The organism is Enterococcus sp. LJL128 (assembly GCF_056924295.1).
Genome location: NZ_JBXPBP010000008.1, coordinates 119,101 through 134,255 on the forward strand (window position 1 = coordinate 119,101; position 15,155 = coordinate 134,255).

At 38.4% G+C, this 15,155-nt stretch carries 10 protein-coding genes and 1 pseudogene; 4 read left to right on the forward strand and 7 right to left on the reverse strand.

Features of this window, described 5'->3' with window-relative positions:
• Positions 1-51 precede the first annotated feature (51 nt).
• Both AC1Z3K_RS11270 and AC1Z3K_RS11275 read left to right on the forward strand, forming a co-directional pair.
• Positions 52-1,632 carry a PucR family transcriptional regulator gene (locus tag AC1Z3K_RS11270; RefSeq protein WP_461732773.1) on the forward strand — a complete coding sequence of 527 codons (1,581 nt, stop codon included), beginning with the start codon at positions 52-54 and terminating at the stop codon, positions 1,630-1,632.
• Positions 1,625-2,437, forward strand: a complete 813-nt coding sequence (locus AC1Z3K_RS11275) for an alpha/beta hydrolase (protein WP_426082330.1) — start codon at positions 1,625-1,627, stop codon at positions 2,435-2,437. Before AC1Z3K_RS11270 ends, AC1Z3K_RS11275 begins: the two co-directional genes overlap by 8 nt.
• 66 nt (positions 2,438-2,503) lie before the next feature.
• Here AC1Z3K_RS11275 and AC1Z3K_RS11280 read toward each other — a convergent pair whose 3' ends face one another.
• The 5 genes from AC1Z3K_RS11280 to AC1Z3K_RS11300 all read right to left on the reverse strand — a co-directional run bounded on the left by AC1Z3K_RS11280 (position 2,504) and on the right by AC1Z3K_RS11300 (position 9,117).
• The gene (locus AC1Z3K_RS11280; RefSeq protein WP_426082329.1) at positions 2,504-3,784 is read right to left on the reverse strand and encodes an MFS transporter; all 1,281 of its coding nucleotides are present in this window, start codon (positions 3,782-3,784) and stop codon (positions 2,504-2,506) included.
• A gap of 724 nt (positions 3,785-4,508) precedes the next feature.
• The gene (locus AC1Z3K_RS11285; protein WP_461732774.1) at positions 4,509-6,878 is read right to left on the reverse strand and encodes a transglutaminase domain-containing protein; all 2,370 of its coding nucleotides are present in this window, start codon (positions 6,876-6,878) and stop codon (positions 4,509-4,511) included.
• 62 nt (positions 6,879-6,940) lie between these two features.
• The gene (locus tag AC1Z3K_RS11290) at positions 6,941-7,546 is read right to left on the reverse strand and encodes a hypothetical protein (RefSeq protein WP_461732775.1); all 606 of its coding nucleotides are present in this window, start codon (positions 7,544-7,546) and stop codon (positions 6,941-6,943) included.
• Entirely contained in the window at positions 7,543-8,043 is a 501-nt protein-coding gene (locus AC1Z3K_RS11295) for an RNA polymerase sigma factor (RefSeq protein ID WP_426082325.1), read from the reverse strand. Before AC1Z3K_RS11295 ends, AC1Z3K_RS11290 begins: the two co-directional genes overlap by 4 nt.
• Positions 8,044-8,517: 474 nt before the next feature.
• A complete protein-coding gene (locus AC1Z3K_RS11300; protein ID WP_461732776.1) occupies positions 8,518-9,117 on the reverse strand; it encodes an ankyrin repeat domain-containing protein in 600 nt (199 codons plus the stop codon).
• Between the two features lie 749 nt (positions 9,118-9,866).
• On the opposite strand from AC1Z3K_RS11300, the gene AC1Z3K_RS11305 reads away from it, so the two are divergent.
• A complete protein-coding gene (locus tag AC1Z3K_RS11305; RefSeq protein ID WP_461732777.1) occupies positions 9,867-10,010 on the forward strand; it encodes a hypothetical protein in 144 nt (47 codons plus the stop codon).
• A 30-nt stretch (positions 10,011-10,040) separates the two neighbouring features.
• Positions 10,041-10,394, forward strand: a pseudogene (locus AC1Z3K_RS11310) (GNAT family N-acetyltransferase); the annotation flags it as partial.
• A 148-nt stretch (positions 10,395-10,542) separates the two neighbouring features.
• On the opposite strand, the gene AC1Z3K_RS11315 reads toward AC1Z3K_RS11310, so the two are convergent.
• Positions 10,543-14,175, reverse strand: coding sequence for an Ig-like domain-containing protein (locus tag AC1Z3K_RS11315; protein WP_461732778.1), 3,633 nt, complete (start codon positions 14,173-14,175; stop codon positions 10,543-10,545).
• A 230-nt stretch (positions 14,176-14,405) separates the two neighbouring features.
• On the reverse strand, positions 14,406-15,146 hold the full coding sequence (locus AC1Z3K_RS11320) for a cyclase family protein (RefSeq protein ID WP_461732779.1): 741 nt from the start codon (positions 15,144-15,146) through the stop codon (positions 14,406-14,408).
• Positions 15,147-15,155: the final 9 nt, after the last annotated feature.

Consider the following 15,155-nt stretch of genomic DNA (forward strand, 5'->3'; position numbering starts at 1 on the left):
AGTCTAAAATATACAGGTATTTTTTATCCAAAAGAGGAAAAGAGGAGAAAAATGAAACTCAAAGACTTGATGCGCCTTGATTTATTTAAAGCAAGTAAAATACTGACAGGAGAAATAGGATTAAATAATGAGGTCGAATCAGCTATGGTTTTAGAAGCCATTGATATTGAAAAATGGAGTAAAGAAAATCAGCTGATTTTAACGTCTTTTTATGCATTCAACAATGTTCCACATTCTGAACTAGTTGAATTTTTTGAGAAAATGCGTTCGATAGGCGTTAGTGGTCTAGTTGTTAAAATGAATCGGCTGATTACTATGATTCCAGAATGGCTTATTGCTTTGTGTTCAGAATTTAAAATTCCACTGATTAAAGTGCAGCAGAATGTCAGCTATGAAAAAATCATGCTTTCCATCTATGAGCCTATTTTAAATTATCAAACCCATCTTTTACGTACTTACTATGATGTACGACAACGGTTTACAAAAATTGAACGGAATCTTGCTTCTTTTGATCAAATCATGCAGGAATTTTATCAGTTAATTCAGCTGAGCTGCTCTCTGCACATTCCCAGCAAAGGAATTGATATCAAAATGGGAAAACTTCCCAACGATTTTGTAGTAGTTGAGCAGAAAACCTTGGAAAACATGGAATTTACAAAGAATAGTTATGAACAGCTACATCTTTTCTCTCATCAGGAGTCCAGAGAAATCATCGCACTAAAAACAAGGGTGAGTAATTTTTATACAAATGACTGTTCCTTACTGGTTTACCAAGACAGCCCCGAGCTAAATGAAGCAAATCTGATGATTATTGAAAATATCATTGATATTATCTACGAACGTCTGCAAATGGAATACCTGATAAAAAAAGACCGCTACACTCGTTTAAATAATTTAGCAGATGCCATTTTGCAGAATACACCTAGTAATATTGATGAGTTGAATAGTCTTCTTCTGGAAGCAAGAATGGACAGCTATCCTTACTATCAGGGGATTGCCTTTTCTTCGACGATTCATGATGATCCTAAAATAAGGAAAAAAATATTAACTGTTCTTCGTTCTCTAAATAGTCAAGAGCTCTTTTTTGAACACCACAATTACCTCATTATTCTTTATAATTTTGAACAACCTGAACAGGCGATAACAAAAGCTCAGCTAAAGAAAAAGCTCCATCCTTTTTTTGATGAACAGCCTGACCTGACCTTTGCAATCAGTCAGGTAAAAGAAAAAGAAGGACTGAAGGAAATCTTAGTTGAGTGTCTGGATGTCCTGCGGTTCAACCGTTCCTTTTATATTGATCCAGTTGTAGAAGTTTCTGATTTAGGAATTTTCAGATACTTCATGCGAGAAAATCAGTTAGAGCAGTTAGAGGAGCTGATTCCTGAAGAATTGCGCCAGTTAGCTAAAAAAAATCCCGAACTGCTTGAAACCCTCTATACCTTTTTCCAGTGCGGCCGCAACTATAAGAAGACTGCGGAAACATTATTCCTACATTCGAAAACTATTCGTTACCGCTTAAATAAAATTGAGCAATCTTTATCAATTTGTTTGACAAATCCAATTCAGCTGGTTAATTATGAAATTGGTACTTATTTACTGAAATACAAGCAAAGGAGTCATACCCATGCCTGAACTGCTCACTTTATCCAACGGAGCCGAAGTCTCCATATTTATTCCAAAAATAGCTGAACAGCAAAAGTATTTACTTTATTTTCATGGAGGCGGTCTCGTTTATGGTAGTAAAAATGATTTACCAGAAGCCCTAAAATCTATTTTTTTATCCAAAGGGTATACAGTTTTAGCAATCGATTACTTGCTTGCACCTAACAGCTCATTAAAAGAGATTCTCCAACAGCTTCAGTTAACCTTTTTGGAGCTAAAAGAAAGACGTTTTCAAGATGCCCCTTATAGTTTCTGCGGTCGTTCTGCCGGCAGCTATCTCATGCTTCTTCTAACAAGCTATTTACAGCAGCAGGATGCTCAGCTGCCGGATAAACTGATAAATTTTTATGGTTACTTTGATTTAAACTTTATTACCAATGAACGAAAGCTTACTGATACTGTCATTACTGAGGAAATGATTCAAACAATCAATCAAACTACGCCTCAATGGGATGATCCATTGCTGCAAAGATATTTATTGTACCTCTATGCAATACAAAACAATCGACTAGAGAGCTTTTATGGCTTGGAAAGGAGCGAAACCAAACAATTTTCTCTCTCTTCGGTAGAGCTACAGCACTTTCCTAAGATTTTTAGTACAGCTAGCACTGATGATTTAGAGGTTCCCTTTAAGTACAGTAAGCAACTAGCTCGATTCATTCCTAATAGTAAATTTATTCCTGTGTATTCTTTAGAGCATGATTTCTTGAAACAAATGGAAGAAGAGCAAGTGAAAAAAGCGCTGCAGCATTTGGATACGTGGCTGGATTCATAAACAACAAAAAAGCAGTAAAGGAATTTTCACTCCTTTACCGCTTTTTTTAATCAACAAACTGGCTTATTACTCCTGCTCGTTGATTTTTTGTTTTTCTGCCAGTTTTGCTTGCAGCTTTTTATCATAATTTCTAGCTGCCGGCAGCATAAAATTAATCAGTCCGCAAATCAATGTACCAACTCCAGCAATAACAAACATTTTTTCTACACCAAGTTTATCAGCTATCGGTCCAGCAAAAATCAGTCCTACAGGACCTGTAATACTCATTAGAGAATTCAATACGCCCATCACTCGTCCCAGGTACTTAGGCTCATAGCTTTGCTGAATCATTGCCATCAGCAGCGTGTTAAAGTATGGGGTAGCGAAGCCAGCAACGGCATTCAAAATAACAAATAGAATAAACCCTCGATTTGTTCCCGGCAGCAAGCCGCTCATCCCGATTGTAATGCCGATGACTAAATAGGATAAGAACACTGGTTTCATTCGATCCTTCCAATTTCCAAAAATACCAATCACGGCACCACCGACAAGCATGCCAAAAGCATAAACTACTTCAATTAGCCCTGCTTGACCTACAGTTCCATTGAAATACTGCATAGTCATTAGCGGGTACATACTGGCCGCAGGCATAAAAATAAGCGTAAATACGGAACCAATAACAGTAATATACCAAAGACCTTTATTTTCGATCAGCTTTTTAAAACCAAACTTTGTATCTGCCAGTAAATGGATTGTTTCGCCCTCAGAAACAACGCGTGGAATTTTCACGAATAGTAAAAGCCCCACACCAAATACCGCACCTAACACATCCAGTAAAATTAACCAGTTCATTGGTATAATAGAGAAGAGAAAAGCTCCCAAGGCCGGTGCTATAATATAATTAGCTGATTGAACCATTCCCAACTGACCATTCACTTTGGTTAGTTCTGCTTCTGGAACCATCATCGGCATAATCGATTGAATAATTGGCATTTGAAACGTTTGTGCAACAGCCCGTATAAATAGTGAAACAAACACCAGCCAAAGTGGAAAATCAGCAGAAATAGTTCCAACAACGGCTAAAATTAATGCAAAGAATGCAACGATACTATCTGTAACAATCAACACTGTTTTCTTGTTCATCCGATCGACAAAAGGACCAACAAAAGGACTCAAAACAACCATCGGAATCATTCCAAGCAACGTTGCAAAGCTGAGAATCGTCGCAGATCCTGTAGCTTTCGTTAAATACCAGATGATAGAATACTGTACAATCATGCTTGTAATGCCCGATAAAAATTGTCCTGAAAGAAACAAATTAAAGTTCTTACGCCAATGAGGTAAATCTATATTCGTTTGCTGCGTCATAAAAAACACTCCCTGATTCTTTTATTTTTTCAGAAGCTGCTACTTCCGGTCTTTCTTCTGATTCGGAGTGCTTTTATCCAAAACAGAAGGAATTATGAATATCTCAAACGCATAAAATGAGTTCCAGCTTTTATGATGTAAAACATGAGAAACACACCTCTCCTTAAATTTCAGTACATTTTGATGATACCTTAAGCTAACAATCTGTACAAGCCTGAAAACTCCTTCATAGAACGAAAAAACATAGTTAAATTATTCCAGATTTCTCATTGAATACTTATAATATTTCTATGTTTTTTCTCAAAAATTCTTATCACAATACCAACAGTGTATGACGTAATACCTGTCTAAAAATATTTTGTGTTCAATCTCCCCCTCCTTATTCAAAAAAACTGCTGGTCAATCATGCTATGATTGACCAGCAGCTTTCTGAGTTAGGGTTCAATTGCTCGTTAAGAATATCTGTTCCTCTTAATCAGATCATTTACTCCCATTAATGACCTAATTTAACTCACTGAATTCTTATTTGTTCTTTCACTTGGGTTTTAACATAATTCAGAGACATGAAACATTTTTGTTTACTCGTCTCCCTTCACCTTTTCAAAAGCACAATGTTCTTGACTCCTTCAAGTTTATCGGCTTTTGTTTTCCTTCAACGTCCTTTTTCAACCTTTTTATTTTACTCAACTTTTTTCTAGCAGCTCTACTTGTACAGATTAAATGTCTACTTATCGGATTTACTCCCGTCCTCCATATAAATAACACCCATCCAGTAAAAGCCTTGAATCTCTTCGTTCTGTGTTTTTTCAATTACCTTATTGGTAATACTACTAAACCCCTTATCGTCTAAATCATAAACGGTCCGCAGCGCTGTACGACTGTCTTTCTGTAGAGCTAGGGCCAACTCCTCAGCAATTTTCTCTTCCTCATAGAACCTGTTCTCAACACGATAAAATTCTTTATCAGAAACGTCTTCAGTTGTCACATAATTAGTAAGAAAATTATCCAGCACATAGCGGTCGTCTTCAACAAGAACCTTTCTGGCTGCCTTTCCGGATATGTTTAATAACGGATTCGCAAGCAACTCATCATCATTATTCGTAGAATCAAGAACATTCCATTCACCATTTACCTTGACCTTATTCCAGGCATGAGGCAAATCACCATTTAGATAGCCTGTTACGACAATCGCTTCTAAATCAGCGGCATCTGCTAATAGCTTGAAGGCTCCAGCATAACTGGCGCAAACGCCAACTTTGTTAATCAACACACCATATGGCGTAAATGAATCATTAAATGCTTCATCTACAGTTAAAAATTCATTTTCAGCAGCATTATCCAACGCTGCGTTATCGTACTCGGCAATATCGCATAGATACTGGTTGATTGCATACTCCTTTTGCAAGTCACTCATATCCTCGGTGATAATCTCTGCAATGACCTTTTTAACTTCAGAACGTAAAGTCTTTTGCTGCTTTTTCATCTGAGCGATATCCATGTTATACTCCACAAACAAGCTTTTTCCATCTTTTGAAACAGCTGCACTATCTGCACCTAAAATCAGCGGATTTTGATAGATAGCTTCCATCCAAGCATCCGAAAGAAGCGACTGAACCGCTGCCTCCGGAAATTTCTCTAAATCAATTACTCGATTGCCGGAAAGCATGTTGATTGCCAGATACTCGCTAAGAGCACTATTTGCGGTAATCTTATCTTCTGTTTTACTGACAGAGCTACTGGCCTTCTGCTTTTTTTCCGATTTTTCAGCCTCCTGTTCACCAACAACATCGGCTTCTTTTGCCCCGGCTTTTTTCTGCAGAAGACTCTGTTTTTCTTCCAATTTTGACAAATCCTTCTTAAAATTTTCTTTATCAAAATTAGTAACTCTGGCAAAACCAGTATAACCTGTGCCATCAATCGTATATGGTATGGATAGTCGTTCAATGGTTCCAGTTGCCACAGCATCAGACATATCCGGCTTTTCATAGCTCAGTATATGTTCCTTAAAAATCTCTGTTTTTTCAACATCATAAGTAACCAAACGTCGTACCAAATACCCGTCACACATTGTTATCCATTGATAAGAAGGCAGCTCGTCAATAGTCTCAGCATTCCGCTTTCCTTCTCTATCATCACTTAGAGTCATCTCGTGAATTGCCGGAATCCGTGCTGCCATATCTTTTAGATCCAGTCCATTACTGACCGCTGAAGTTCCTTCTTTACTTACCGCAATAACCATAAACCTTTGATCTGTAAAGGTTTCTTTTGGAATGGGTTCATCGCCCTCCCCATATTCCTCAATAGATGCTGCTGAAAGACGTCCCGCCTCAGAAACTGAAAAAGTTTGCAGACGAGTAACACTATCCTGAACAAAGGTTGTTTCTTCCGATGTTCCAACAACAAAAGCACTGGAATAGCCTTTTTCTTTTGAATAATCCATCTGCAAGAGATGATAGTATTCTGCACCGGGAACCTTGTTCCATGAGTATTCCGGCACTCCTTGTTCATTTAGTTTCATTTTTAACTGAATCTTTTGATCCAGTTCATGAATAATAGAGATGACCGTCACTTCAGGCTTCTTTAATTTCTCTCCTGTCTCCAAATCGACATAAACAACCTTATACAAGTTCTGTAAATTTCCCCAGTCCTTCTCTTTTTTAAACAACCAGGCATCATCTTTCTTATAGCCATAGGAACGGTTGTTTATTTCTGTTGAATACGCGGAAAGAGCACCAACTGCTGATTGCGGCGGGTTCAATACAATTTCATCCAGCTTTTCACTGATTTCATATTGCGTCAAAACTTTTTGTGTTAAATCTGTATTCTGATAAATTTCTACAATTTCTGTCGCATTCTTATAGCCCAGTTTCTCTACATCAAAAGCCAATTCAACTGTGATTGACTCATCACGCTCAATCATCAGATTTTCTTCTGCGTAGGTGACCCGCTCATCGTACTTGCTTTTCACATCAGAGGCCAGCTTGTCGGCTTTTACTTCTGTACCAGCTTCATCTACTGCTTTCTTTTGTGTACTTTGACATCCCCCCAGTATAAAAATGATTCCAACGAACATTACCAGTAGCTTATTTTTCATTTTTTCACCTTTCTAACAGTAATACCTTTTAGTTCCCGGAAAGGTTACCGATAAATTTGATTTTATTTCAGCCGCTCTTTAACAAATGTAATGAACTCTTCTTTAGAAATATTTTTCCCAATGATATAGTAGTACAGGTCTTCTTTTTGATAGCCCGCATAAAACAGGTGATTTTCATCCTCGGCTAGCCAAACCTCTATGCCTTGAACTTTATTGGACTTTGTTTCCCTAAGAAATTGTGGAATTACCTTTTCACTGCTGCCTTTACTAATATCAAAATTATCTTTTTCACTATGCCCTGTTCCTTGACCAAAATTTTGTTCTGCTTCAAATGATCCATCTGATTCTCTGACAATTGAGGCAACCGATAGATTATTCTGAGATTGGTAAATTCCATAGCCTCCGCCAACCACAAGCAACAAAGCTGCTGCTAAAACACCTAATCGAACAACAACAGAGATTGCTGGTTTCTTTCTTTCCTTTTCGTGGTGAGACTCTGTATCCTTTGTTAAAATTTTTCCTTCAACTGACTGCTGCTTCACGTTATTAACTTCATCTATTTCATTGCTTTGTTCCTGCTCCAGTTTTCTCATTTCAAGTCTTGTTTTTTCGATTAAACTTTTGGGAGCCTTAATCTGTTCAAACTGTTTTCTATATTCATTTTTCATTCCAGATAGTCTCCTTTCAGTTTTAAACGCAGAGCATCTCGTGCCCTGGAAAGTCTTGTTTTGACTGCTGATTCAGAATGACCCAGCAGTTCACTAATTTCCCGAACCGAATAGCCTTCAAAATAAAATAAATGTACAACTGTCCGCTGCCCTTCTGGCAGCGATAGACAGGCCTCCATCAAATTCTCCTGATCATCATCCTTAGCTACATACTCCCTGTCCAGCATTTCCTCATCCATACCAATTACTTTTCTGTTCCAAGCATTGTCAAACTGCTTTTTACAACAGTTAATTGTTACTCGAATCAGCCAGTGCTTCGCATGTTCTTCATTCTTTAGGGTATGACTGTACTTAACTAACCGTAAAAATACTTCCTGAAATACATCTTCAGCATCGCTGGCCTGCTTCATCTGCACAAAAGCAATCCGGTAGACCATGTCGGCATATTTTTCCAACAGCTCTTCTGGATCCAGTGTTCCCATCTGTTCCTTATCCATGGGTCCTCCTCATAATAAATACCTTTTAGCATCCTCAAAGGTTACATGTTAAAAGCTATATTTTTCTTATTATCAATTTTTTTATTTTTTATTTGAATAATTACAAATCATTACTCATTATACCAGATTCGTCATTGACAATATATGAAATTTTGAGCAGTTTCAACCACACCTTGCTTAATTTTCCAATCATATTTAGCTACTAAAAAATAAGGCTAGACCAACAAGAAATAAGCCAGACTATACGAAAATGGCTCTACACACATTTCCAGTATAGTCTGGCTTATTTCCGAAGCAGCAGTTTTTGAATCGCTGTTTATTCAGCTTTTAGGAATAGAAGATTTCTTTATGCCTACTCTTACGCACTTCATCTAACCGGTGAACGCACGCTCATTTAAAATCAAATAAGCTACCTTTTTACTTGATTCTTAACAGCCGTTTCGTCTGTTAAGACATACAGAAAACAGCTAACTGTTACTCTTCTCTTAGTAAATCTAGAATTTGTGTATACCCCAAAGCGAATGCATAATCTGCAGCTGTTTTTCCGTAATTATCCCTTAAATTTTTATCTGCACCATATTTTAATAATTCAGCAACAATTTGCTGATAAACTTCTGATCCATCTCTTAAGCCAACAGCTTCGATCAATGCCGTATACCCATAATTATTTTGATGGTTAATAGCCGACCGTCCATCTGCCAACAGCAGCTTAACATTTTCAAGATGCCCTTTCTCAGCAGCCGGTATCAATGCATTGCCGCCGAATCTATTTACAACGGCTTGATTTGGTTCCTCATTCTCAAGCATATATTTCAGAATCTCTGTACGACCTTGTGCTCCGGCATATAAATATGGGCTATCTTGAATTTCATCTTGTTGATTGATATCAGCCCCGGCTGCCATTAACTGTTCAGCTATTTCGATTTGATTGTTATGAACAGCAATCAATAACGGGGTTTCCTTTTTATCATTCACTTCATCTATTTGGTAGTCAGAATCGCCAATAATCAGTTGAACCTTTTCTAAATCACCAGCTGCTACAGCTTGAAGTAATGCTCCTGCTTCGTAATGCATAGTCTCCTCCTCCTTACTTGAACTAGGTTGATCTACTTTCGATAGTGTCGTTTCAACAAGTTCCTCTGCAGAACTTTGTGTTGAGTAATGATCCGACGAGTTATCGCCTGAAGTCATCGACTGTTTTTCTGTACAGCTAGCTAATGCAACAACGGTTAGAAACAGCAACCCCACTATTAATTTGTTTTCTCATGCCTTCCCCGCTTCCCTAAAATAGTGTGTCTCAGACTCTAAAACCAAATAATCGATACTTTTGTGCCTCCATGATTGAAACGAACAAAGAAACGTAAAGAAGCTTATAGGAACTTAACACTCTACTAAAATACCAAACGTTGCAATTCTCGAAAATAAGCCGAATAGTCCCAAAAATACGAGCAGCTCTATGTAGGTATCAATCACAATCTCTCAATTTCTTCGCAATGTTTCTTAATAATTTTCGAATTGTCCTTCATATTGCTGTGAAACACAGTAGGGTACAAGCTGATGTTGAACAGTACCTGCCAGACTCTCGAGCTAGAATATTTTTACCACACTCTCTGTTATCCTGCCATTTTAGCTATAAATAAATTTTATTGTCAATTTATCCGCTTAATGTTCCAGCATTAACTGCTGCTTAAATATTACAAGCTATGAGGATTCTGCAGACCATTTTGTAGCTATAACGTCTATTGCTCATGGCTTATGATATAATAAAAAAATGAGCCGCTCAGGGCACTCTTTAGCAGAAGAACAGATAGGGGGCTTTTCTTTTGGAGTATAGAAAATTAGCAAAAACAATCATCGAACCTGAATTATTTAGCCATTTTATTCGTCATCAGAAAGTAACACAATGCTGGCGTAAGGTAGATAAAAACTGGCAAATTCAACCTGTTGCTTTTGTTGAAGAATGGTAAGAAAAGGAGTTCCAACAACTTTGCTTCTATTTAAAACAGACAATTGAAAACAATGGTGTAGTACTTGGCGCATTTGATGCTGACAAGCTAAAAGGTTTTGTTAGTGTAGAAGGTCAGCTTTTTGGCTCTCAAAACCATTATCTGGAGCTTTCTTCTCTTCATGTTTCCGAGGATTATCGGGGTCAGCATATCGGACAGCTTTTATTCCAGCATGCAGCAGCATTTGCCCGTACAAAAAAAGCGAATAAGCTCTACATTTCCAGTCACTCTGCTGTAGAAACCTACGCTTTTTATTCCCATTTAGGCTGTACCGATGCAGTTGAATTTTCTGCCAATCATCTTATCAAGGAACCTTTCGACCGACAATTGGAATACACGCTTTAACTATTTTTCACATTTCAATCTTAAAAATTAGAAGGTACTTCTTTTAAACTAAATGATAAGGGATGAAAATTGACAGTCAATTTCCATCCCTTATCTCTTATTCATTTTAGCCTACTAATTCTGCTTCAACTTTTTTGATTGCTATACTCTATTTTTTCGGTTGAACCGTTACACTATATTCACCTGTACTTCCTTTACATGGAATAACAGATAGATAAAGTGTCTCACCTTTAGTAAATGCCCATTCAATTGCAAATTGTCCATCTCCTCCATGATTGTGAACGTCCCCTGCACCTAAAGGAGTATAACCGGGTGCTCGATGAATCGCTCCCTGAACATGAACACTGCTTGCTGAACTAAAGACATATGTTCCTGCTTCTGGTGCTATAAATCGGAAGTAGTCATGATCCCCGCTATGAAGCAGTTGACCTTTTATTGTACCTAGACCGATAGTTGTTGCTGTTTCGTAGGTATGTCCATGATCATCAACTGTTACCTCCGAGTGAGCCGTCCTTCCCCCGTCTTCACTTGTTGCTGTAATCATTGCTTTTCCACCGCCAACTGCTTCAACGGTACCATCTGAGCTAACCTTAGCCACCGCTTCGTCAGAGCTTGTCCACTGCACTTTTTTATTAGGCACTGTACTTGGCAGAACCGTTGCTGTCAGTTTGCGCTTCCCTTTCTTTTCCAAGTTAAAAGAAGCTGGTGAGATTGCTACACTATCCACAAGGCTGTCCGGCTGAATCGTTACTTTATATGCTCCTGTACTTCCTTTACATGGAATAACTGACAGATATAGCGTTTCTCCTTCAGCAAAATCCCATTCTATATGGAATTGTCCGTCTGTATCATGATTGTGAACGTCCCCTGCACCTAAAGGAGTATAATTAGGTGCTCGATGAATCGCTCCTTGAACATGGTTATCACTTTCAGACCAAAAAATATATTTCCCGGCTTTTGGTGCGGTAAATTTGAAATAATCATGATCTCCGCTGTGCAGCAGGTTTCCCTGAACCGTTCCTACAGCAACAACTGTTGCTGTTTCATAGTTGTTCCCATGATCGTCCACCGTCACTTCTGAGCTAGCTGCCTTCCCACCGTCTTCACTTGTAGCGGTAATAACTGCCTTTCCTTCATTAACGGCTTCGACCATACCGTCTACGCTCACCTTGGCTACTGTTTCATCAGAGCTTGTCCAACGAACAGTTTTATTTGGTGCTGTAGCCGGCAAAACAGTTGCTGTCAGTTTACGCTTCGCTTTCTTTTCCAAATTGAAGGTAACCGGTGAGACTGTTACCTTTTCTACAAATGTTTCTGGCTGAATACTCACCTTGTATTCTCCTGTGCTGCCCTTACAAGGAATTACAGATAGATACAGGGTTTCACCTTTAGCAAAATTCCATTTAATCATAAACTGTCCATCTGTCTCATGATTATGGACATCACCATCACCTAATGTTGCATAGCTTGGTGCTCGATGAAGTGCTCCCTGCACATGAATAGCACTTTCAGATTTAAAGATATAGTTTCCTGCTTCAGGCGCTGTAAACTTGAAGTAGTCATGATCTCCTGTGTAAGTCAGCATACCATTAACTGTTCCAATACCAACTGCTGTTGCTGTTTCATACATTTGCCCGTGATCATCTACTACCACTTCAGCAGCTGCTGTTTTCCCACTGTCTTTTGAAGTAGCTGTAATAATGGCTGTTCCACTGTTTCCGGCTTTAACTAAACCGTCTGTTCCAACTGTAGCCACATTATTGTCTGAGCTTGACCATTCCACTACTTTATTGGAAGCCTCTGCTGGTTTAATTGTTGCTGTGAATCTAAATGTTTTTCCTTTTTCCATGATAGTGCTTGTTTTATTTAGAGTAATCTCCTGTACTGGAATTGAGCCTGCAGTGACAGTTACAGTACTTGATGCAGTTTTCCTGCCGTCTTCTGTTACTACTGTAATAGTTGTACTTCCTGCTGCTTTAGCAGTAACCAAACCGGTGTTTGATACAGTTGCTACTCCAGTATTTGAGCTGCTCCAGCTGACCTTTTTGTTTGCGGCATTACTTGGAGAAACAGTTGCGGTAAACTGACGGTTTTCTCCAACAGATAACTCCAGATTTACAGGGGCTAATGTGACCCCAGTTACTGAGACCGGCGGCTGAGCTGCACTTCCAATTCTAACCTTCATCGCCATTGCAGGTTCAGATAAAATTTCAAATTGAGTGCCTAAAAACTGACCGTCTGCTAATTGAGTCGATGGAGTTGTTTCTTGACTTATTTTGACAGGCTGTACTCCACCATCCAATGTATTTCCGATATAATAAAATGGGTTGCTTCCAAACGACTGATTTGCATTGTATCTTGAATAACCGAGCACACCCTCGTCAGCTTCCAGTACAGTTACAAGCTGGCGGCCAATCCCGTGATTCTGTCCAAAGGTTGTATTTACCCGATAAACCAGAATACCTCCCGGAATGTTTTCAGTATAACGAAACATTCCTCTGTCAAATCCATTCATTTGCCGATTTTCGATTAAAAAGTATTCATTTGGATTAATACTTTGTAATTTCAGAATAGTCGGATCCGCAGCAGAAACTGCTTTTACATCCTTTTCATAAAACAATGTCCGATCTAATGATTCAAACGGAACTCCTAGCTGTATTTTAGAATAAGCATCTAAGCCAACCGGTGAACTTCCCCAGAAATCAGTCTCCCAATACATACCATTAAAAGTCCTGTCCGCTCCCCAAGCACCTTGAGCCATTAAACTGACAATTCCCACACCATACCCATCGGCAGCGCCATTTACCTGTTCCGTGTTATATAAATCCGGCAAGCCAATATCATGACCAAATTCATGACAAATTACACCAATTGATGAAGAAACATCTTCATCTTTATATCTCATCTTTTCACCAAACATCGTAAAATCAGTAAATTTCAATCCATTGACTGTTGTTAGATGACTACTCCAGCCTTTATGACCCCAGACCGATTTCCCATGCTTTCCTGAGCTTTGTTCATATCCAGCGATAATAAACATTACATGTAGCTCATCCGGCTCTATATAGTTGTTCTTATCCCTATCATATATAGAAAAATCAACTTTATCCTTAATACGCTGAAGAATATTTGCTGACAGCTCAAAGCTATTAAATCCATTGCCCATGTCGGGATGCTCCTGATCCATTTGAACTTTCAAGATTCCATTTTTCACCGCTGCCGTCTCTTTTGCCGGCTTTACTTCCATGCGTTTATTTGTCTGCTCTGAAAAAAAGTTTTTCATGGTTTTTCCATCCGAGCCAAAAATCTTTTGATGCCATTCCTCTTCTGTCGTACTTATTTTTATATCATTAAATTCAACGAGGACTACTAATAAATTCTGCTCCTTATTTAACACCTTGTTCTGTTGCGTCCTCAATGTATCACTAAACTGCTGTCTTTCAGCAGCTCCATTACCTTGTTTAACTACTTCCGTTTTATTTACTGTTCCGCTAGGCTTAGAATCAATACCAACTTTTGCTTCCACGCTGCTTCTACTTAGTCCATTCACCTGATAATACCAATAATCATCTGCCTTTTTTACATAAACGCTGCCATCTTCTCCTGCAACATAGTTAAAAAACTCATCCCCATACTGGGTTGCTGCAAACGCTGTGCCATCCGGCTGAACATAAGTCTGTTCAACCTCTAATGACGGAACTGCTGCCGCTTCCTGCGAACCGCAAAAACCAGCTGCCATCGTTAACCCAACAATGGCTGTCCCAAATAATCTTTTTTTCATCTTACTTTCCTCCTTAGTTCATTTGAAAGAAAACACTTTCATTTATAATTATATTCATATAAAAAAAAGAAAAGCAATGGTTTATATAAAAAAAACTGCATATTTTAAATACAAAACAAAATATAATGAAAAAAATTTATTTTACCGCTTAGATATTAGTAAAATAACTGCACAAAAAAACTAGCAAAAGCACAATATAATTCTTGCTTTCCCTAGCTTTTCTCTTTTGTTTAGTCAGGTACAATAGCAACTGCCCGTATTGTGAAGCCAGGTGCTCCTTTAATCTTAGGAACCCCAAGAAAAATGACAGAGCCGGTCGCTGGCACTTCAGAAAGATTCGTTAAAACCTCTACCTGAAATTTATTTTGCGTCAGCCAATATCTTTCTCCAACGATATCCTGATTCCGAGTACAGTCGACTGCGGTATCCGTATCCAGCGTCTCGTGGCCAATCGCCAGTACGTTCCGCTTTAAATGAAGAAACTTCAAGGCTTCCAGAGACCAGCCAGGCGTATGTGCCTGACCTAATTCATCCCGATTATAAAACGCTTCATGATTGTTCCATCGTTGTGACCAGCCGCTGGCAAAAGCAACAAAGCTTCCCTCAGGAATTTTTCCATAGCTCTCCTCAAATGCTAAAATATCTTCAACCGTAAGTGCATAATCGTGATTTTCAAAAACTTCTTTTTCTTTATGAATCACTATTAATGGCAAAACCAATTCCTTTAAAGTCAAGTCTTCTAAAAATCGTTTCCCTGAAGCAAAATGAACAGGCGCATCAATATGTGTTCCGTATTGCGAGACAATACTGTATTCCTTTGCCAAAAATCCATCCTGTTCAACTGTAAATAATGTTTTTTCAGTTAATGGTTTAAAAGACGAAAAATAAGGAATTTCTGTAGATACTTCATGAGTTAAATCAACCCATCTTTGGTTTTTTAGAAATTCTACACTTTCTATGATGGTTGTCATATCAATGCC

What these genes read in the sequence shown, in the direction of transcription:
- AC1Z3K_RS11315 (WP_461732778.1), bottom strand. Translation starts at nt 14,175, where the DNA reads ATGAAAAAAAGATTATTTGGGACAGCCATTGTTGGGTTAACGATGGCA.
- AC1Z3K_RS11300 (WP_461732776.1), bottom strand. Translation starts at nt 9,117, where the DNA reads ATGCATTACGAAGCAGGAGCATTACTTCAAGCTGTAGCAGCTGGTGAT.
- AC1Z3K_RS11270 (WP_461732773.1), top strand. Translation starts at nt 52, where the DNA reads ATGAAACTCAAAGACTTGATGCGCCTTGATTTATTTAAAGCAAGTAAA.
- AC1Z3K_RS11290 (WP_461732775.1), bottom strand. Translation starts at nt 7,546, where the DNA reads ATGAAAAATGAATATAGAAAACAGTTTGAACAGATTAAGGCTCCCAAA.
- AC1Z3K_RS11275 (WP_426082330.1), top strand. Translation starts at nt 1,625, where the DNA reads ATGCCTGAACTGCTCACTTTATCCAACGGAGCCGAAGTCTCCATATTT.
- AC1Z3K_RS11280 (WP_426082329.1), bottom strand. Translation starts at nt 3,784, where the DNA reads ATGACGCAGCAAACGAATATAGATTTACCTCATTGGCGTAAGAACTTT.
- AC1Z3K_RS11285 (WP_461732774.1), bottom strand. Translation starts at nt 6,878, where the DNA reads ATGAAAAATAAGCTACTGGTAATGTTCGTTGGAATCATTTTTATACTG.
- AC1Z3K_RS11320 (WP_461732779.1), bottom strand. Translation starts at nt 15,146, where the DNA reads ATGACAACCATCATAGAAAGTGTAGAATTTCTAAAAAACCAAAGATGG.
- AC1Z3K_RS11295 (WP_426082325.1), bottom strand. Translation starts at nt 8,043, where the DNA reads ATGGATAAGGAACAGATGGGAACACTGGATCCAGAAGAGCTGTTGGAA.